The sequence below is a fragment of the Streptomyces sp. Q6 genome, from assembly GCF_036967205.1.
In the GTDB taxonomy this organism is placed as follows: Bacteria; Actinomycetota; Actinomycetes; order Streptomycetales; family Streptomycetaceae; genus Streptomyces; species Streptomyces citrinus.
In genome coordinates this window covers 5,047,129-5,066,879 of sequence record NZ_CP146022.1, presented here as the reverse complement: position 1 = coordinate 5,066,879, position 19,751 = coordinate 5,047,129, and the positions used below count along the sequence as shown (strand labels likewise).

The following is a 19,751-nucleotide window of genomic DNA, read 5'->3' as shown; positions in this document are numbered from 1 at the left end:
GCCGTTCCGGCCAGGGGGCGGTGGCGGCTTACGCTGGGGGTGTGAATGCCGCTCCCCGTACTCCTGCCGCCCTGTTGAACGCCGCGCTCGTCGCCGATCCGGGGCGGCCGCTCGTCACCTTCTACGACGACTCCACCGGGGAGCGCGTGGAGTTGTCCGTGGCCACGTTCGCCAACTGGGTGGCCAAGACCGCCAATCTGCTCCAGGGCGATCTGGGCGCCGAGCCCGGCGATCGGCTCGCTCTGCTGCTGCCCGCTCACTGGCAGACCGCCGTGTGGCTGCTCGCCTGTTCGTCGGTCGGTGTCGTCGCCGATGTGGGTGGGGATCCCGCCGCTGCCGACCTCGTGGTCAGTGGGCCCGACTCGCTCGACGAGGCCCGTGCCTGCTCCGGGGAGCGTGTCGCCCTCGCGCTGCGGCCACTCGGCGGGCGGTTCCCGCAGACGCCCGAGGGGTTCGTCGACTACGCCGTGGAGGTGCCGGGGCAGGGTGACCGCTTCGCCCCGTTCTCGCCGGTCGACCCGGACGCCCTCGCGCTGGTCACCTCCGGAGCCGGACGGACCGGTGCCGAGGTCGTCGAGAAGGCGGCCGCCGACGCGGTGGAGCTCGGGCTGACCGGGCCCGGGTCGCGGCTGCTCTCCGGCCTCGGGTACGGGAGTTGGCACGGGCTGAGCGCCGGGCTCTACGCCCCGCTCGCGACCGGCGGCTCGGTCGTGCTGTGCCCTCGGCTCGACGCGCTCGACCAGGGCACGCTCGACAAGCGCATCGAGGCCGAGCGGGTCACCGCCACCGTGCACTAGCCACCCGTTCGGCCCCGTTCCCCCGGCCCCGCGGCGCCGTGGAGTCCATGGTCGTAGTGACGCCTTGTCTTCTTGGGGCCGCTACGTCGTCATGAGTACGTCCATGAGGGGGAACCGCACGTGACCGACTCCGCAGCCATGCTCGGCCCGGGCAACGGCTCCTCCCCCACCGGCGCCGGCCGCACCCGGCGCCGTAGGAGATGGCTGCGGTACACGGCGATCGGTGCGGCGTTCCTGGTGCTCGTGGTGGGTGGTGCGGGCTGGATCGCGTACGAGAAGCTCAGCGGGAACATCCGCGAGGACACCGACGCCGCCTCCGAACTCGCGCGCTACGAGAAGGAGCGGCCGACCGTCCTCGTCGACGGCGCGCAGAACCTGCTGCTCATCGGGTCCGACTCCCGCGCGGGAGAGAACGGAAAGTACGGGCGCAACGACGGCACCCAGCGCTCCGACACCACGATCCTGCTGCACGTCGCCGCCGACCGGAAGAGCGCGACCGCCGTCTCCTTCCCCCGCGACCTGATGGTGGACGTGCCCGCGTGCCGCACCTCGGACGGAACCCGCACCGAACCGATGTTCGCCATGTTCAACTACGCCTTCGAAGTGGGCGGTTCGGCCTGCACGATCCGTACCGTCGAGAAGATGACGGGCATCAGGATCGACCACCACATGGTCGTCGACTTCCAGGGGTTCAAGAACATGGTCGACGCCGTCGACGGTGTCGAGGTCTGCCTCGACAAGCCGATCGACGACCCCGACTCGCACCTGAAGCTGGCCGCCGGCCGGCATCTCCTCGACGGCGAGCAGGCCCTCGGTTACGTACGCGCCCGCAAGACCCTCGGCAACGGCAGCGACACCGACCGGATGGACCGCCAGCAGCGATTCCTCGGCGCGCTCGTCGAGAAGGTGCAGAGCAACGGCGTGCTGCTCAATCCGGCCCGGCTCTACCCCGTGCTCGACGCCGCCACGTCCTCACTGACCACCGACCCGGGGCTCGCCAGTCTGCGCGGTCTCTACGACCTGGTGCGCGGGCTGCGCGGCATCTCCACCGACCGGTTGCAGTTCCTGACCGTGCCGCGCGAGTCGTACGTCTACAACGCCAACCGCGATCAGCTCGTCGAACCCGCCGCCGAGCAGCTCTTCACGCGGCTGCGCACCGACGCGCCGCTCGTGGTCACCAAGGAGACGCCCGCCGACACACAGACAGAGAGCGACAGTTCGGGCATTTCAGAGGAAGGTGACGAATACGTGGAGAGTGGAGATTATGAGGAGGAGTGGGAGGAGGACGGGAAGGGGAGCAGCCCCTCTCCCGCGCCCACCTTCCGGGGGAACACGGCCGCCCAGGACGGCTGCGGGTAAAGACGGAGTCATCAGAAGCTGTCTGTGGGCCCAGAGCTTCAATTGAATGGTCCGGATTGCCCAGTTGTAGGGGAGTGGAATTTGTCACCGCCGTCGCTTGACGCTGAACTGGGCGGATAGTGTGAGCGATCCGGTGCACCCGGCCCTGTCGCGTTGGGACGGTCACGCACTGCACACCGACTGATCGGGCGCCCGCTTTGAGGGGGGTAGGGCGCCGCGTGGCCCCGACGGAGGACTCAAAAAACCGTGGACGCGCAAGGCCGTGGGCGGGCAGACAATGTCGATCCCGCAGACCAGTGGGTACTGAACCCGCAGACCGGTGACTACGAACTGCGACTGAGCCCTTCCTCTGGGCAGTCGGCGGTGCCGGGACCGCGTCGCTCCGCTCCGCGCGGCGGCAGGCGGGAGCAGCGTGACGTGCCCCCGCAGCGGCGTCGGCGTGAGCCCCAGGAACCGGCCTCCGGTCCCGGGCGGCGGCGCTCGAAGCCCAAGAAGAAGTCGACAGCCAAGAAGGTGCTGCTGTGGACGACCGGCGGGCTGTCCTTCGTGGTGCTGCTGACCGCCGTCGGTGGCTATCTGTACTACAACCACCTGAACGGCAACATCACCGTCACGGACACCCCCGAGGCCAAGAACAGCTTCAGCAAGGACGAAGCGTTCAACATCCTCGTCATCGGCACCGACAAGCGGACCGGTAAGGGGAACGAGGGCTACGGCGACAAGGGCAGCGTCGGCCACGCCGACACCAACATCCTGCTGCACGTCTCCAAGGACCGTACGAACGCGACCGCGTTGAGCATTCCGCGCGACCTGATCGTGGACGTTCCGGACTGCACGGTCGACGGCAAGGTCATCCCCGGCACCAGCCAGGTCCGCTTCAACACCAGCCTCGGACAGGACGGCCGCGACGCCGGCTGCACGATGAAGACGGTCAAGGCGGTCACCGGGATCACCCCCGACCACTTCATGATGGCCGACTTCAACGCGGTGAAGTCGCTGACCAGCGCGGTCGGTGGCGTCAAGGTGTGTGTCGGCAAGGACGTGGACGACCCGGACTCGCACCTCAAACTCACCAAGGGTGAGCACAACCTGGCGGGCGAGCAGGCACTCGCGTTCCTGCGCACCCGGCACAGCTTCGGCAACCAGGGCGACCTGGACCGCATCAAGGTGCAGCAGCAGTTCCTGGGGTCCCTCGCCCGCAAGATGAGTTCCAGTGACACGCTCAAGAGCCCGACCAAGCTGACGAGTCTCGCCGAGGCCGCGACCAAGGCGCTCACGGTCGACCAGGGCATAGGGAGTCTGACGAAGCTCAAGGACGTCGCCCTCGAGATCAAGAAGGTGCCGCCGAAGAACCTCTCGTTCGTCACCACGCCCGTCGTCGACAACCCGACGGAGAAGGTGCACGCCACCGTCGTCGTGAACGAGACGGCGGCGCCCGCGGTCTTCAACGCCATCAAGAACGACGTGTCGTTGACGGAGACCAAGAAGAAGAAGAAAGCCGCGCAGGCCGCGAAGCTCAAGGGCAGCAAGTCTGCCGCCTCCGCGGTGCGCGTCGACATCTACAACGGCAGTGAGCGGCCGGGCGCCGCGCAGGCGACCCTGACCTGGTTGCAGAACAGCGAGGGCGTCACGAAGTCCACCCAGCTCGGCAACAAGCCGACGCAGGCGAAGACTTCGCTGGAATACTCGCCCGACCAGGCCGACCAGGCCCGGCGACTCGCGGACATCATGGGGCTGCCCGCCTCCGCGATGAAGGAAGGCAAGAGCGAGACGAACGACCAGGGGTTGCCGGCGATCGTGCTGATCCTCGGCAAGGACTTCAAGGGTGCGGGGACACCCATCGACGGCGCGTCGGCGAAGGCGCCGGACGTCGACAAACAAACAGCGGACAAGACTGTGTGTGCCCAGTGACCAACCTCGGCCGCCCTTCGACTGTCTAACCAAGCGACAGCGGGGCGGCCGAGTCATGGCCAAGGGGCGGGGAGGGTGGGGCGGGACATGGGGCGAAGCGGTGTGCGCGGGGAGCGTTCACGGCCGGGCGGCAGCGGGGGCGGTTCGCCGGCCCGCGCCGATGATCTGGGGTGGGACGAATCCCTGTACGCGGGTGCGGCGCCCGGTGACGACACCGGGGCCGCCGACCGACCGCCTCGGGGACACCGACGCGGCGGCAGCCGGGCGAAGCGGCGCAGACACCGAATACTGGGCTGGATCGCCGGTGTCCTCGCGGTCCTCGTGCTGGGCACGGCAGGCGCGGGCTACCTCTACTACCGCCATCTGAACGGCAACATCAAGACCGACAAGCTCAACCTCGGCGAGCACAAGGCGGCGAAACCGACGCCGAACGCGGCGGGCCAGACCCCGTTGAACATCCTCCTGATCGGCTCCGACAGCCGTAACAGCAAGGAGAACCTGAAGCTCGGCGGGCACAAGGAGAGTGTCGGCGCGGCCGCGCTCGCCGACGTGCAGATGCTCCTTCACCTGTCGGCGGACCGCAGCAACATGTCGGTGGTGAGCATGCCGCGCGACACCCTCGTCAAGCTGCCCAAGTGCACCGACCCCAAGAACGGCAAGGTGTACGAGGCCACGGTCACCCGGCAGATGGTCAACTCCTCGCTGGCGCGCGGCGGTCCGGGCTGCACGGTCGCCACCTGGGAACAGATGACCGGCATCCACATCGACCACTTCATGATGGTCGACTTCTCGGGTGTGGTGTCGATGGCGGACGCGGTCGGCGGCGTGCCTGTCTGCGTCGACGCCAATCTCGACGGGCGCAATCACGCCACCGGCGAGGGCACCAACCTGAAGCTCCGCAAGGGCACGACGTACGTCAAGGGCGAGCAGGCTCTCCAGTGGCTGCGCACCCGGCACGGCTTCGAGGACGGCTCCGACATCGCGCGCGCCAAGGCGCAGCACATGTACATGAGCTCGATGGTGCGCGAACTGCGCAAGAACGCGACGATCAGCCATCCGAACAAGCTGCGCACGCTCGCCGAGAAGGCGACCGACGCGCTCCATGTCGACGACGGCCTCGACACCGTCAAGAAGCTGTACGACCTGAGCAACGAGCTGAAGAAGCCCGAGCCGGGCCGGATCACGATGACGACCATGCCGTTCGTGTACGAGGGTGCGCGCGTGGCACCGAAGGCGAACGAGGCCGACGCACTGTGGCGCCTGATCCGTGAGGACGTCTCGCTCGACGGCAAGGGCAAGAAGAAGAAGTCGGCGGACGAGACCTCGGACGATCCGGCGGCGGCCGACGACAAGATCGCGGTGCAGGTGCGCAACGGCACCCGGACGGCGACGGCCGCGGCGGTGCCCGGACGAGCGTCGGACGTGACACGCACCCTCACCGGGAAGGGCTTCGCGCTGGCGGTCGCGGACCAGGCGCAGTCCCTCGTCGCGGAGAAGACGGTGATCGACTACCCGTCCGCCGACCTGGAGGGCGACGCGCAGGCCGTCGCCAAGTCCCTCGGGATTCCGCTGAGTTCGGTCAAGAAGTCGACGGACGTGTCCGGCGTGACGCTGACCGTGGGAGCCGACTGGAGGACGGGCACCGCCTACCCGAAGGCCGACGACGAGGACGCGAGCAAGGCCCTCGACAAGGAGCAGACGCAGAACGGCGCGAACGACAAGGAGTGCATGAAGGTGGACCCGAACTACACCTGGTAGAGCGGGAGTCGCCGGGTGCGGGAGTCGGACTCCCGCACCCGGGGCGTCAGTTGGAGGCGAGGACGGCCGGGCGGCGCGACGCGATGACCTTCTTCGCGAGCGACTTCGGGCTGGTGAGGAAGCCCCAGCCCCACGTCATGTGCATCGTGGCGAGGGCGACGGGGATCTGGACGCGCGCCTTGAGCGGCAGCCCCTTGCCCGCCGGGACCGAGCCCGCGACGATCGCCGCGAGGTAGCCGCCCGGGATGACGAAGCCCCACGGGGTGAGGGCCGCGCCCACCACGAGGCCCGCGGCGATCGCGCAGACGGCGGCCGGCGGGGCGAGGTAGCGCAGGTTGATCGAGCCCGAGTGGTAGCGGGCGACGACGTGGCGCCAGCGGCCGTAGTCCTTGTACTGCTTGGCGAGCGCCTTGACGGTGGGGCGCGGCCGGTAGGAGACCTTCAGCTCGGGCGAGAACCAGATGAGGCCGCCGGCCTCACGGATCCGGAAGTTCAGCTCCCAGTCCTGGGCGCGGATGAACTCCTCGTTGTACCCGCCCTGCTGCTCCAGGGCCTCGCGGCGGAAGACACCGAGGTAGACGGTGAGGGCCGACTGCGCCTCGCCGCCGGTGTGGAAGACCGCGTTGCCGACGCCGATCTTCGACGTCATCGCGGCGGCGACGGCCTGCTCCCAGGCGTTGGTGCCCTCGGCGTGCATGATGCCGCCGACGTTCATCGCACCGGTCTCCTCCAGGAGGCGGACCGCGGTGGCGATGTACCCGGCGGAGAGCGCTGCGTGCCCGTCGACGCGGACGACGACCGGGTGGCGGGACGCCTTGATCGCCGCGTTCAGGGCGGCGGGGGTGCGACCCGTCGGGTTCGGCACGGTGTGCACGCTGGGGTGTTCCGCGACGAGCTGCGCGGCGATCTCGTCCGTACGGTCGCTGGACGGGCCGAGCGCGAGCACGACCTCCATCTCGCCGTCGTACTCCTGCGCCAGGATCGCTTCCACGGCCTCCCGCAGATGCCGCTCCTCGTTGAGGATGGGCATGATCACGGAGACGGCGGGGAGCTGCTCGGCGGTATTGGCGTTGGCGTTCATCGGGCGCCACGTTACCGCTAATGGGGGACACGGGCGCGCCCCGCCCGGGTCGCTACCGCGGGCAGGAGATCGTATCGGCCTACGGTGCCAGGGCCTGTCCCACGCCCGTCGTCGCGGAGGTGTCCCCTCGTGCCCACGCCGCCCCGCTCCCCTGCCCGTCCACCGCGTCCGCAGCGTCCCCAGGAGCCGGGACAGAGCCGCCGTCCGGCGGTCCTGCCGCGCAGGAAGAAGCCACGGTGGGCGATGCGGGTCGCGACCACGTTCTCGGTCACGGTCCTCGCCGCGGCCGGGGTCGGGCACGCGCTCGTCTCCGGGCTCGACACCGGCATCGACCGGATCGACCCCTTCAAGGACATGAAGAACCGCCCGGCGCCGGGCCACGGCATGAACGTGCTGCTCGTCGGCACCGACGGCCGCGACAAGATCTCGCCCGAGGAGAAGCAGAAGTACCGGCTGGGCGGCGCCCCCTGCCACTGCACGGACACCATCATGATCGTGCACATCTCGGACGACCATGAGCGGGCGTCCGTCGTCTCCCTCCCCCGCGACTCGTACGCGATGATGCCGCCGCACACGGACCAGAACAGCGGCGAGAAGCACCACGAGCACCCCGTGAAGATCAACGCGGCGTACGCGGAGGGCGGCCCGCAGCTGACCGTGCGGACGGTCGAGAACATGACGCACGTGAAGATCGACCACTATCTGGAGGTCGACTTCACCAGCTTCATGAAGACGGTCGACGTGCTCGGCGGCGTCGAGGTCTGCACCGCCCGCCCGCTCAAGGACCCGAACACCGGCCTCGACCTGTCCACCGGCACGCACCGGCTGGACGGCGGCGAGGCCCTCCAGTACGTACGGGCGCGGCACGTGGACGGCGCGGGCGACCTCGGCCGGATGCAGCGCCAGCAGCGGTTCATGGCGTCCCTGATCGCGGAGACGACGTCCTCGGGTGTCCTGCTGAACCCGGTCAGGTTCCGCGACGTCGCCCGTACGCTGCTCAGCTCGGTCCGTGCGGACAAGGGGTTCGGGACGGACGAGATGGTCGATCTGGCGCGCGCCATGCGCAATTTCTCGCCGTCCTCGTCGGAGTTCACGACCGTGCCGATCGGGAACATCAGCTTCCCGGTCAAGGGCATCGGCTCGACCGTGAAGTGGGACGCGAAGAAGTCCGGGAAGCTCTTCCAGGCGCTGCGCGACGACAAGCCGCTCGCGCCGCACCGCCCGCGGAAGAAGGCGACCGTCGTCGGGGTCTCGCCGCAGCAGATCCGGGTCCAGGTCGAGAACGGGACGATGACGGCGGGCCTCGGCAAGAAGGTGGACGCGGCGCTGAAGAAGACCGGGTTCCGGACGACGGGGGCGCCGGTGAACGCGGAGCGCCGGGCGGCGGCGCGGACGGTGGTTCTCTACGACCCGCGCTGGGATCGGTCGGCGAAGTCGCTGGCCACGGCGTTGCCCGGGGCGCGGATGACTGCCGTGAAGGGGCAGGGAGCTGTGCTCAAGGTCGTCGCCGGGGCGGATTATCGGGGGGTTCGGGCCGTGCGGGCCGAGGACGCGTACCAAGGGGAGTACGGGGCGGTCACCGGGGATCAGGTGGTGTGTCCCTGAGGGCTGGTCCCCGGTGGGCCTGAGCTGTGGCTGAGGTCACGGGGCTCCGCTCCTCGATCGCCGGAGGGGCTTGAACGGGGCCCGGTCCCTCAGTCCTCGGACGGGCTCTGGGCCCGGAGTTCCTTGATGGCGCGGCGGCGGGCCAGGCGGTGCTGGCGGCGGATCTGGGCCTCCTGGTAGCGGCGGCGGTCGCGGTCGGTCTCAGGGAGGACCGGGGGGACCGTGCGGGGCTTGCCGTCGGCGTCGACCGCGGCGAAGACGAGGTAGGCGGAGCCGACCTGCTGCGCGGGCGTCGACTCGTTCCAGCGCTCGGCCAGGACCCGGACGCCGACCTCCATCGAGGTCCGGCCGGTCCAGTTGACCTGGGCCTTCACATGCACGAGGTCGCCGACCCTGACCGGCTCCAGGAACGCCATCTCGTCCATGGAGGCGGTGACCGCGGGTCCGCCCGAGTGCCTGCCCGCCACGGCGCCCGCCGCGTCGTCCACCAATTTCATGATCACGCCGCCGTGCACCGTACCGAGGAGGTTGGTGTCGTTGTGCGTCATGATGTGCGACAACGTCGTGCGGGAAGCGGACGTCGGCTTGCCCGGAATATCTGAATCCGGTGATTCCGTGCCATGGGCCTGGTCTGTCATGCCACCCACCCTATGCGCGGCTCGTTTGTGTCAGCTTCGCAACAGCCCTGGCCCGATTTCCCATCCGCCCTTGTAAGGCACACAGCGGAGCACGGCACACTGGCTCAATGAGCGATTGGCCCGAGGGGCGGAGCGACAGGCAGGGCGGCGTCGGCGGCGGCTACGGCCGCGGCAGCGCGAGCGCACGCCCCGAAGGTGCCCGTGTCATGCCGCACGTGCAGCGCCCCGTCCCGCAGCAGCAGCCCTCCTACGACGACGGGTACGACGACCTGTACCGGCAGGAGCCCGCCGGGCCGGCGTACGACAGCGACTACAACACGGGCCAGGTCTACGGCCAGCCCTCCCGGGGCCAGGGCTCCGGCGGCGGCGGTGACTACGGGCCGCCCACCGGCCGCCCGGCCCGCACGCCGAACTGGCGCAAGCGCATCAAGTGGACCGCCATCACCGTGGTCTCGGTGCTCGTGGTGACCTCGATCGGCACGTACTTCTGGGCCGACTCCAAGCTCCACCGCGACGTCGACCTGTCCAAGGTCATCGACCGCCCCGAGGCGGGCGACGGCACGAACTACCTCATCGTCGGCACCGACAGCCGCGAGGGCATGTCCGACGCCCAGAAGAAGGAGCTGCACACCGGCTCCGCCAAGGGCAAGCGCACGGACACGATGATGATCCTGCACGTCGGGGACAACGGCGACACCCTCGTCTCCCTGCCGCGCGACTCGAACGTGACGATCCCCACGTACAAGGGCGCCGAGTCCGGCAAGACGTACCCCGGCACCGGCCGCCAGACGAAGCTGAACGCCGCGTACGCCGAGGACGGCCCGACGCTCCTCGTCCGCACCGTCGAGGCCAACACCGGCCTGCACATCGACCACTACGCCGAGATCGGCTTCGGCGGCTTCGCGAGCATCGTGGACGCGGTCGGCGGTGTCGAGATGAACCTGAAGGAAGGCTTCAAGGACAAGTGGTCCGGGGCCGACTTCAAGGCCGGCAAGCAGACGCTGAACGGGCAGCAGGCGCTCGCCTTCGTCCGCACCCGGCACGCGTTCAAGTCGAGCGACTTCCAGCGCACCAAGAACCAGCAGGCCTTCCTCGCCGCGCTCGCCCACAAGGTGGCGTCACCGGGCACGATCATGAACCCCTTCAAGCTCTACCCGACGCTGGGCGCGGGCCTCGACACGCTCGTCGTCGACAAGGACATGAGCCTGTGGGACCTGGGGTCGATGTTCCTGGCGATGAAGTCGGTCTCCGGCGGTGACGGGGACGGCACGTCCATGAACATGCCGACGGCCGGCTTCGTCGGCGGCAACGTCCTGTGGGACAAGACCAAGGTCAAGCAGCTCGTCGAGCAGTTCAACAACGACGAGAAGGTCACGGTCACCAGCGACTGACAGGGGCCCCGGCCATGGCCACCGCACTCGTGCTCGGCGCCGCCGGTGGCATCGGCCGGGCCGTCGTCGAGCGGCTCACCCGGGACGGCACCGATGTCGTCGCCGTGGACCTGGACCCGGCCGTGCGCCAACTCCCGGACACGGCGCACACGGTGGAGGGCGACGCCACCGATCCCGCGCTGCTCGCCCGCGCCTTCGACGCCGCGCCCGAGCCGCCGTCGGTCCTCGTCCACGCGCTGCTGTGGGAACTGCGGTCGCCGCTCGACGCGTTGACGTCACGTCAGTGGCATCGCGTTCTCGACGTGGGGCTCGTCTCCGCCTGGCAGGCCGCCGCCGAGCTCGTACGGCGCAAGGATGCGGGGCCCGCCTCGATCGTGTTCGTCGGCTCGGTGCACGCACGCGGGGCCGCCCCGGATGCGCCGCGTACGCCGTCGCGAAGGCGGGGCTCGGCGCCCTGGCACGGGCCGCGGCCGCCGAGTGGGGTCCGCTCGGGGTGCGCACGAACGTCGTGGAGCCGGGCTTCGTCGCCATCGAGCGCAACGCCCACCGCTGGCGGGACCCCGCCGAACGCGCCCGCGTCCAGGCCGCCTACCCGCTGGACCGGCTCTGCACCCCGCAGGAGATCGCCGAGGTCGTGGCGTTCCTGGCCGGGCCCTCGTCCTCGTACGTCAACGGAGTCTGCCTGCCGGTCGACGGCGGGGCGCTCGCGGTGCTGCCCGAGGTCCATGTGCCCCCGGCGGGAAATCCGGGTGCGGGGAGCGCGCCGCGCTGACACGCTGCGCCGATGCATCGCGAAGAGATCTCCCGCATCGCTCACGCCGGTCATCCGGTCAAGGCCCCGCTCGGCGACGACTCCGTACGCGACCTCCTGCGGCACGCGCTGCCGCGCGGCGACGAGCGCGTCCTCGACCTCGGGTGCGGCACCGCCGAATGGCTGCTGCGCGCCCTGGCCACGCGGCCCGGGGTGCGCGCCGAGGGCGTCGACATCTCCGCGGACGCGCTGGCGCTGGCCCGTGACGCGGCCGATGAGCGCGGACTCGGGGAGCGGCTCGGGCTGCACCACCGGCCGGCCGAGGAGTTCGCCGCGAAGGAGCCGTTCGACGTCGTCGTCAGCGTCGGCGCCGCCCACGCGTTCGGCGGCCTGCTGCCGACCCTCGCGGCGGCCCGCGCGCACCTGGCGCCCAGCGGCCGCATCCTGGTCGGCGACGGCTTCTGGGAGCGGCCGCCGTCCCCCGAGGCCGTCGACATGCTCGGCGATCTCGCACCGCTCGCCGACACCGTGGAGCGGGTCACCGCCGCCGGCTGGACCCCGGTCCACGGCCACATCAGCACCCGGCAGGAGCTGGACGCCTACGAGTGGGCCTGCTGGGGCTCCGTCGCCGCCTGGGCCCTCGACCACCCCGACCACCCGGACAGCGCCGAGGTCCTGGAGACGGCCGCCCTGCGCCGCACGGAGTGGCTGCGGTCGTACCGGGATTCGTTCGGGTTCGTCTGCCTGGTCCTGCGCCGGACGCCCGGCACCGCCTGATCCCGGCGGTCCGGCCCGGCGGTCCGGTCCCGGGCGAAGGACGCGCAGGTCAAAGAGGTACGCTCCTGGCCCGAAACGACCATGAGGTGGCTCCCCGCGATGACCGGTCCGCTCGACACGCAAGTGCCCTTCGACGCCGTCCTGTGCGACATCGACAACGTGATCCGGTTCTACGACGACTCCGGCCTGCTCGCCCTGGAGCGGGCGGCGGGGCTGGCCGAGGGCACGACGGCGAAGGTGGCGTTCGCGCCCGAGGTGGACCTGCCGCTCATGCTGGGGCGCATCACCCCGCAGGAGTGGGTGGAGTCGATCGTCACGGAACTGACCGGACTCGTGCCCGCGCGGACGGCCCGCGCACTCGCCTCGACCCTGCTGGCGCTGCCCTTCCGGGCCGACGAGGCGGTGGTGTCGCTGCTGCGGCGGGCCCGGACCCGCGTCCCCCTGGTCCTCGTCAGCAACGCGACGGTCGACCTGGAGGACGATCTCGCCCGACTCGGCCTGACCGACCTCGCGGACGACGTCGTCAGCAGTGCGCGCGTCGGTCTCGCGAAGCCCGACGCGCGGATCTACGAGCTGGCGGCCGCCAGGGCGGGCGTCCGGCCGGACCGGTGCCTGTTCGTCGACGACTCGACGGAGAACGTCGAGGCGGCCACGGCCCTCGGCATGCGCGGGGCGCACTTCCGCGAACCGGCGGACCTGGAGCGCGCGCTGGCTCCGCTGCTCGGTGGTGCGTAGAGGCGCACGACGAGGAAGGGCGCCCGTTTCGCGGGCGCCCTTCCTGGTTCGGTCGACGGTTACGGCAGGTTGCGCGCCATGACGATGCGCTGGACCTGGTTCGTGCCTTCGTAGATTTGTGTGATCTTGGCGTCGCGCATCATGCGCTCGACCGGGTAGTCACGGGTGTAGCCGTAGCCGCCGAGGAGCTGGACGGCGTCGGTCGTGACCTCCATCGCGACGTCCGAGGCGAAGCACTTGGCGGCGGCGCCCTGGAAGGTGAGGTCCTTGTCGCCGCGCTCCGAGGCCGCCGCGGCCGCGTACGTGAGCTGGCGGGCGGCGGCGATCTTCATCGCCATGTCGGCGAGCATGAACTGGATGCCCTGGAAGTCGGCGATCGGCTTGCCGAACTGCTTGCGCTCCTGGACGTAGCCCTTGGCGTAGTCGAGGGCGCCCTGGGCGACACCGAGCGCCTGGGCGGCGATGGTGATGCGGGTGTGGTCGAGGGTCTTCATCGCGGTGGCGAAGCCGGTGCCCTCGGCGCCGATCATGCGGTCGGCGGGGATGCGGACGTTGTCGAGGTAGACCTCGCGGGTCGGCGAGCCCTTGATGCCGAGCTTCTTCTCCGGGGCGCCGAAGGAGACGCCCGGGTCGGACTTCTCGACGACGAACGCGGAGATGCCCTTGGAGCGCTTCTCCGGGTCGGTGACAGCCATGACCGTGTAGTACTCGCTGACGCCGGCGTTGGTGATCCAGCGCTTCACGCCGTTCAGGACCCAGAAGTCGCCGTCGCGGACCGCGCGGGTCTTCATGCCGGCCGCGTCCGAACCGGCGTCCGGCTCGCTGAGGCAGTACGAGAACATGGCGTCGCCCTTGGCCAGCGGGCCGAGGTACTTCTTCTTCAGCTCCTCGGAGCCGGAGAGGATGACGGGGAGCGAGCCGAGCTTGTTCACGGCCGGGATCAGGGAGGACGAGACGCAGGCGCGGGCGACCTCCTCGATGACGATGACGGTGGCGAGCGCGTCGGCGCCCGCGCCGCCGTACTCCTCCGGCACGTGCACCGCGGCGAGCTCGGCCGCGACGAGCGCGTCGAGCGCCTCCTGCGGGAAGCGGGCGTCCTCGTCGACCGCGGCGGCGTGCGGGGCGATCTTCGCATCGGCCAGCGCGCGCACGGTCTCGCGGAGCAGGTCGTGCTCCTCGGACGGGCGGTACAGGTCGAACTCCGGGGTGGAAGTCGATCCGGCCAAGGTGTCTCACGCTCCAAGCGATGCTAATTACCGTTAAGTAACCCGAATTTTAGGTGTCTGCGCACTCCGGGGATACGTGAGCTACGCGACAAGGGGAAAGTTGCCCGGTGAGAGGCCGGTCGACGCCCCGACTATGCTCGGGCAGCGCACGCCGCACCCACACCTCTGGAGCCCCGTTATGGCCCTCAAGATCACCGTGATCGGCACCGGCTACCTCGGCGCCACGCACGCCGCGGCCATGGCCGAGCTCGGCTTCGAGGTGCTCGGTCTGGATGTCGTACCCGAGAAGATCGAGATGCTCACGCGGGGCGAGGTCCCCATGTACGAGCCCGGTCTGGAGGACCTGCTGCGCAAGCACGTCGCCGGGATCGAGGGGTCGAGCGGGCGGCTGCGCTTCACGATGGACTTCAAGGAGGTCGCGGAGTTCGGGGACGTGCACTTCGTGTGCGTGAACACCCCGCAGCGGCACGGCGAGTACGCGTGCGACATGAGTTACGTGGACTCCGCGTTCGGCTCCCTGGCCCCGCACCTGGAGCCGGGCGCGCTGGTCGTGGGCAAGTCGACGGTGCCGGTGGGGTCCGCGGCCCGGCTGGCGGCGCTGCTGCCCGAGGGGACGGAGCTGGCGTGGAACCCGGAGTTCCTGCGTGAGGGCTTCGCCGTGAACGACACGCTGCACCCGGACCGGATCGTGGTCGGCGTGGGCAGCGAGCGGGCCGAGAAGCTGCTGCGGGACGTGTACGCGACGCCGCTGGCGGAGGGCACGCCGCTCGTCGTGACGGACTTCCCGACGGCCGAGCTGGTCAAGACGGCGGCGAACTCCTTCCTGGCCACGAAGATCTCCTTCATCAACGCGATGGCCGAGGTGTGCGAGGCCGCGGGCGGCGACGTCGCCAAGCTGGCCGAGGCGATCGGCTACGACGACCGGATCGGGCACAAGTTCCTGCGGGCCGGGATCGGCTTCGGCGGCGGGTGCCTGCCGAAGGACATCCGGGCGTTCATGGCGCGCGCCGGTGAGCTGGGCGCGGACCAGGCGCTGACGTTCCTGCGCGAGATCGACTCCGTGAACATGCGGCGGCGCGGGGCGATGGTCGAGATGGCGCGCGAGGCGCTGGGCGGCGGGGCGTTCCTGGGCAAGCGGGTCGCGGTGCTCGGCGCCACGTTCAAGCCGGACTCGGACGACGTGCGGGACTCCCCCGCGCTGAACGTCGCCGGGCAGATCCACCTCCAGGGCGGTCAGGTCACGGTCTACGACCCGAAGGGCATGGCGAACGCCCGGCGGCTGTTCCCGACGCTGGGGTACGCCGACTCGGCCCTCGACGCGGTGCGCGGCGCGGACGTCGTGCTGCATCTGACGGAGTGGCGGGAGTTCCGCGAGCTGGACCCGGCGGAGCTGGGTGCCGCCGTGTCGGAGCGGGTCATCCTGGACGGCCGCAACGCCCTGGACCCCGCGCTGTGGCGGGACGCCGGGTGGACGTACCGGGCCATGGGGCGGCCGTCCGCGTGACGGAGTACGGGGACTGCTGAGGTCAGAGGGTGGCCGTGGACGGTCCGCGGCGCTGTTGGGCGGCGCGGGCCGTGAACTCGGCGCCGCGCAGGACCCTTTGGACGTTGCCCCAGGTGAGCAGGGCGACGTCCGCCTCGGGCCAGCCGCGGTCCAGGAGCTCGGCGATGAGGGCCGGGTAGCCGGAGGCGTCGGCGAGGCCCTCGGGGTGCGGGTCCCCGGTGTCGTACATCCCCGAGAGGCCGACCGACTCGGGGCCCGCGACGCGTCGTACGTGGTCCAGGTGGTCGGCCACGTCGCGCAGGGCGGGTCCGGTGCGGGCGACCGAGCAGGGCACGAGGCACAGGCCCTTGCCCGCGCCGACGGCGGCGAGCAGGTCGTCACCGACGTTGTCCGGATGGCTGTTGAGGGCGCGGGCACCGGAGCGGGTGAGGACGGTCGGGGCCTTGGAGGCGGCCAGGGCGCGGACGGCGGTGGCCGGGGACGCGCCCGTGAGGTCGACGAGCATGCCGAGCCGGTTCATCTCCCGTACGACCTCTTCGCCGAACAGGCTCAGGCCGTCGTCGGACGCCCAGGCCGTGCCGCTGAGGGTGAGGGCGCGCAGGCCGAGCGCGTGCAGGGCGCGCAGGGTGCCGAGCGAGTCGCCGGTCGCGGTGCCGGGCGCGGGGCCGATGACGACGGCGACGCGGCCGTGCGCGCGGGCGTCGGCGGTCTCGGACGCGGAGCGGGCCAGGCGCAGGCCCTCCGGGTAGCGGGCGACGACGTTGTTGACGAGGTCGATCTGTTCCAGGGCCGTGGTGACGGGGCGCGCGGGGTCGACGTGCAGCGCCCACAGCAGGGCGCCGGTGCCGCTGGCGCGCAGCCGGGGCAGATCGGTCTCGACGGTGCTCTCGCCGAGTTCGAGGTCGTACCAGGGCAGGGTCCGCAGTGTCTCCGGCAGGCCGCAGTAGCCGTCCGCGACGGGGTGCCGGGCGAGCAGGTCGCGGGCGGTGACCGGGACGGGTACGGGGAGCGGTGGCGGGGGCGGGACCTCGACAGGGGGCTGATCGTCGAGCCCGCCCGCTTCGGCGGGTGCGGTCAGTTCGTCCTGCAGGTCTGCCATGGCAGGGCTCCGGACGTCGGTGGGGCGGCGTTGGGACCACCGTGCCACGGAGTGCGGCACGCTTCTCGGTGAGCGAAGCGTTCGGGTGTCCGTACCGCCGTCGGGGTGAGGCGCGCCGCGTCGGCGTCGCGCCCCACCCCGTCCGGATCGCGTGTCCGGCGGAGCCGGGGCTCAGCCGTCGAGCTGTTCCAGCGTCGCGTTCGACGGCCCGCGCCGGCCCTGGAGGTCACGGGCGACCGCTTCCGCGTCGCCGAGGACCCGGACCGCGTTGCTCCAGGTGAGTTTCGCGAGGTCGCCGCGGGACCATCCGCGGTCGAGGAGTTCGGCGATCAGGTTCGGGTAGCCGGAGACGTCCCCGAGGCCCTCCGGCAGGAACGCCGTGCCGTCGTAGTCGCCGCCGATGCCGATGTGGTCGACGCCCGCGACCTCGCGCATGTGGTCGAGGTGGTCGGCGACCGTCGAGACCGTGGCGACCGGCCGGGGCGTCGCCTCCTCGAAGGCGCGGTGCAGCTTCATCGCCTCGGGCGACGTGTCGAGGTGGTGGAAGCCGTGCGCGCGCAGGTTCTCGTCGGCGGCCGCCGTCCAGTCGACCGCCGCCTGGAGGACGAACTTCGGGACGAAGGTGGCCATGGCCACTCCCCCGTTCCCGGCCAGCCGCTCCAGGACGTCGTCCGGGATGTTGCGCGGGTGGTCGCAGACCGCGCGGGACGACGAGTGCGAGAAGATCACCGGCGCCTCGGTCACGTCCAGGGCCGCGCGCATCGTCGTCGCGGCGACGTGCGACAGGTCGACGAGCATGCCCTCGCGGTTCATCTCGCGGACGACCTCGCGGCCGAAGGCCGACAGGCCGCCGACCCCGGGCTCGTCGGTCGCCGAGTCGGCCCAGGCGATGTTGTCGTTGTGCGTGAGCGTCATGTAGCGGACGCCCAGCGCGTACAACGCCCGCAGCGTGGCGAGGGAGTTGTTGATGGAGTGGCCGCCCTCGGCGCCCTTCAGGGACGCGATACGGCCTTCCGCGCGCGCCGCCTCCATGTCCGCGGCCGTCAGCGCGGCCCGCAGGTCACCCGGGTACCGGGCGATCAACTGGTCGACGCAGTCGATCTGTTCGAGCGTGGCGCTGACCGCCGCGTCGCCCGTCAGGTCGGTCCGTACGTACACGGACCAGAACTGCGCGCCGACGCCGCCCGCCCGCAACCGGCCGAGGTCGGTGTGGAGATGGGCGCTCTGGTCGGTGGCGATGTCGCGCGCGTCGATGTCGTACGTGACCTGCTCGCGCAGCGCCCACGGGAGGTCGTTGTGCCCGTCGACGACGGGGAACTCGGCGAGGAGTTCGCGGGCCTGTGCCACCTGGTCCGTCACGCGGTTCACTTCCCCGTGCCCGAGCCGAAGCCGAACCCGCCGGCCCCGCCCTCGACCTTGGCGCGCAGCCGCTTGCCCTTCTCGGTGGCCTGGTCGTTCAGGTCCTGCTGGAACTCGCGCATGCGGCCGAGGAGTTCCTCGTCGTGGGCGGCGAGCATACGGGCCGCGAGCAGTCCGGCGTTGCGCGCCCCGCCCACCGAGACGGTCGCGACCGGCACGCCGGCCGGCATCTGCACGATGGACAGCAGCGAGTCCATGCCGTCGAGGTACTTCAGCGGCACCGGGACGCCGATGACCGGCAGCGGCGTCACGGAGGCGAGCATGCCGGGCAGGTGGGCGGCGCCGCCCGCGCCGGCGATGATCGCCTTGAGCCCGCGCTCGGCGGCCTGCTCCCCGTACGCGATCATCTCGTGCGGCATGCGGTGCGCGGAGACGACGTCGACCTCGTAGGGGATCTCGAACTCGTCGAGCGCCTTCGCCGCGGCCTCCATGACGGGCCAGTCGGAGTCCGACCCCATGACGATTCCAACCACAGGACTCATTCGGTGATCGTGCCTCTCAGGTACCCGGCGGCGTGCCGGGCGCGGTCCAGGACCTCGTCCAGATCGTCACCGTAGGTGTTCACGTGACCGACCTTGCGGCCGGGCTTCACGTCCTTGCCGTACATGTGGATCTTGAGCTGCGGGTCGCGGGCCATGCAGTGCAGGTACGCGCTGTACATGTCCGGGAAGTCGCCGCCCAGGACATTGCACATCACGGTCCACGGCGCGCGCGGGCGGGGGTCGCCGAGCGGCAGGTCGAGGACGGCGCGCACGTGGTTGGCGAACTGGGACGTGATCGCCCCGTCCTGCGTCCAGTGTCCTGAGTTGTGCGGGCGCATCGCCAGTTCGTTGACCAGGATGCCGGGCTTGCCGTCGGGGCCGCGGGTCTCGAACAGCTCGACGGCGAGGTGGCCGACGACGCCGAGTTCCTTGGCGACGCGCAGCGCCAGCTCCTGGGCCTCGCCCGCGAGCGTCTCGTCGAGGTCGGGCGCCGGCGCGATCACCGTGTCGCAGACGCCGTCGACCTGCTGGGACTCGACGACGGGATAGGCGACCGCCTGGCCGTGCGGGGAGCGCACGACGTTGGCCGCCAGCTCCCGTACGAAGTCGACCTTCTCCTCGGCGAGGACCGGCACACCGGCCTTGAACGGCTCGGCGGCGTCCGCTTCGGAGCGTACGAACCACACGCCCTTGCCGTCGTAGCCGCCGCGCACCGTCTTGAGGATGACGGGGAAGCCGTCACCTTCAGAGGCGCCTTCAGAGGCGCCTTCCGCGGCGAAGGCGACCACGTCGGCCACGTCGCGCACGATGCGGTGGCGCGGGCAGGGCACGCCGAGCGACGTGAGTTTCGCGCGCATCTCGCCCTTGTCCTGGGCGTAGAGCAGAGCGTCGGGTCCTGGGCGCACGGGGATGCCGTCCGCCTCCAGGGCCCGCAGGTGCTCGGTCGGCACGTGCTCGTGATCGAAGGTGATCACGTCACAGCCGCGCGCGAACTCACGCAGCGTGTCGAGGTCGCGATAGTCGCCCACGACGACATCGCCGACGACCTGCGCCGCGGAATCCTGAGGAGTGTCACTGAGGAGCTTGAACCTGATGCCGAGCGGGATGCCTGCCTCGTGTGTCATACGAGCGAGCTGGCCACCGCCGACCATGCCGACTACCGGGAACGTCACACCCTCAGGGTATCGGCCAATCGGCCGGTACCCGTACGGCCCTCCT

16 protein-coding genes and 1 pseudogene are annotated in these 19,751 nt (G+C 70.8%); 10 read left to right on the top strand and 7 right to left on the bottom strand.

Features of this window, described 5'->3' with window-relative positions:
- Positions 1-41 precede the first annotated feature (41 nt).
- From V2W30_RS23775 to V2W30_RS23760, 4 genes are all read left to right on the top strand, one after another.
- Entirely contained in the window at positions 42-797 is a 756-nt protein-coding gene (locus V2W30_RS23775) for a TIGR03089 family protein (protein ID WP_338699557.1), read from the top strand.
- Positions 798-935: 138 nt separating this feature from the next.
- Complete coding sequence (locus tag V2W30_RS23770; protein WP_338703736.1) at positions 936-2,156, top strand: LCP family protein; 1,221 nt, start codon at positions 936-938, stop codon at positions 2,154-2,156.
- Between the two features lie 246 nt (positions 2,157-2,402).
- Positions 2,403-4,067, top strand: a complete 1,665-nt coding sequence (locus tag V2W30_RS23765) for an LCP family protein (protein ID WP_338699556.1) — start codon at positions 2,403-2,405, stop codon at positions 4,065-4,067.
- Positions 4,068-4,154: 87 nt separating this feature from the next.
- Complete coding sequence (locus V2W30_RS23760) at positions 4,155-5,825, top strand: LCP family protein (RefSeq protein WP_338699554.1); 1,671 nt, start codon at positions 4,155-4,157, stop codon at positions 5,823-5,825.
- 46 nt (positions 5,826-5,871) lie between these two features.
- Here V2W30_RS23760 and V2W30_RS23755 read toward each other — a convergent pair whose 3' ends face one another.
- Positions 5,872-6,906 (bottom strand): glycosyltransferase family 2 protein, encoded by a 1,035-nt coding sequence (locus tag V2W30_RS23755; protein ID WP_338699552.1) that lies wholly within the window; start codon positions 6,904-6,906, stop codon positions 5,872-5,874.
- Positions 6,907-7,149: 243 nt separating this feature from the next.
- Here V2W30_RS23755 and V2W30_RS23750 point away from each other — a divergent pair, with 243 nt between their 5' ends.
- Entirely contained in the window at positions 7,150-8,511 is a 1,362-nt protein-coding gene (locus tag V2W30_RS23750) for an LCP family protein (protein ID WP_338699551.1), read from the top strand.
- 89 nt (positions 8,512-8,600) lie between these two features.
- Here the strand turns inward: V2W30_RS23750 and V2W30_RS23745 are convergent, their stop codons facing one another.
- Positions 8,601-9,149 (bottom strand): acyl-CoA thioesterase, encoded by a 549-nt coding sequence (locus V2W30_RS23745; protein WP_338699550.1) that lies wholly within the window; start codon positions 9,147-9,149, stop codon positions 8,601-8,603.
- Positions 9,150-9,256: 107 nt separating this feature from the next.
- Between V2W30_RS23745 and V2W30_RS23740 the strand changes: the two genes are divergently transcribed.
- The 4 genes and pseudogenes from V2W30_RS23740 (at position 9,257) to V2W30_RS23725 (ending at position 12,803) form a co-directional block, all read left to right on the top strand.
- A complete protein-coding gene (locus tag V2W30_RS23740) occupies positions 9,257-10,540 on the top strand; it encodes an LCP family protein (RefSeq protein ID WP_338699549.1) in 1,284 nt (427 codons plus the stop codon).
- 14 nt (positions 10,541-10,554) lie between these two features.
- A pseudogene (locus tag V2W30_RS23735) lies at positions 10,555-11,312 on the top strand (SDR family NAD(P)-dependent oxidoreductase).
- Between the two features lie 12 nt (positions 11,313-11,324).
- The gene (locus tag V2W30_RS23730) at positions 11,325-12,068 is read left to right on the top strand and encodes a class I SAM-dependent methyltransferase (RefSeq protein WP_338699547.1); all 744 of its coding nucleotides are present in this window, start codon (positions 11,325-11,327) and stop codon (positions 12,066-12,068) included.
- A gap of 99 nt (positions 12,069-12,167) precedes the next feature.
- A complete protein-coding gene (locus tag V2W30_RS23725) occupies positions 12,168-12,803 on the top strand; it encodes an HAD-IA family hydrolase (RefSeq protein WP_338699546.1) in 636 nt (211 codons plus the stop codon).
- A 59-nt stretch (positions 12,804-12,862) separates the two neighbouring features.
- On the opposite strand, the gene V2W30_RS23720 is transcribed toward V2W30_RS23725, so the two are convergent.
- Complete coding sequence (locus V2W30_RS23720; RefSeq protein WP_338699544.1) at positions 12,863-14,029, bottom strand: acyl-CoA dehydrogenase family protein; 1,167 nt, start codon at positions 14,027-14,029, stop codon at positions 12,863-12,865.
- Positions 14,030-14,207: 178 nt separating this feature from the next.
- Here V2W30_RS23720 and V2W30_RS23715 point away from each other — a divergent pair, with 178 nt between their 5' ends.
- Entirely contained in the window at positions 14,208-15,533 is a 1,326-nt protein-coding gene (locus tag V2W30_RS23715) for a UDP-glucose/GDP-mannose dehydrogenase family protein (protein WP_338699542.1), read from the top strand.
- Positions 15,534-15,555: 22 nt separating this feature from the next.
- On the opposite strand, the gene V2W30_RS23710 is transcribed toward V2W30_RS23715, so the two are convergent.
- The 4 genes from V2W30_RS23710 to V2W30_RS23695 form a co-directional block, all read right to left on the bottom strand.
- Entirely contained in the window at positions 15,556-16,632 is a 1,077-nt protein-coding gene (locus V2W30_RS23710) for a dipeptidase (RefSeq protein WP_338699541.1), read from the bottom strand.
- A gap of 171 nt (positions 16,633-16,803) precedes the next feature.
- The gene (locus V2W30_RS23705) at positions 16,804-17,991 is read right to left on the bottom strand and encodes a dipeptidase (RefSeq protein WP_338699539.1); all 1,188 of its coding nucleotides are present in this window, start codon (positions 17,989-17,991) and stop codon (positions 16,804-16,806) included.
- Positions 17,992-17,996: 5 nt separating this feature from the next.
- On the bottom strand, positions 17,997-18,533 hold the full coding sequence (gene purE, locus V2W30_RS23700; RefSeq protein WP_338699537.1) for a 5-(carboxyamino)imidazole ribonucleotide mutase: 537 nt from the start codon (positions 18,531-18,533) through the stop codon (positions 17,997-17,999).
- A complete protein-coding gene (locus V2W30_RS23695; protein WP_338699535.1) occupies positions 18,530-19,705 on the bottom strand; it encodes a 5-(carboxyamino)imidazole ribonucleotide synthase in 1,176 nt (391 codons plus the stop codon). Before V2W30_RS23695 ends, purE begins: the two co-directional genes overlap by 4 nt.
- Positions 19,706-19,751 lie beyond the last annotated feature (46 nt).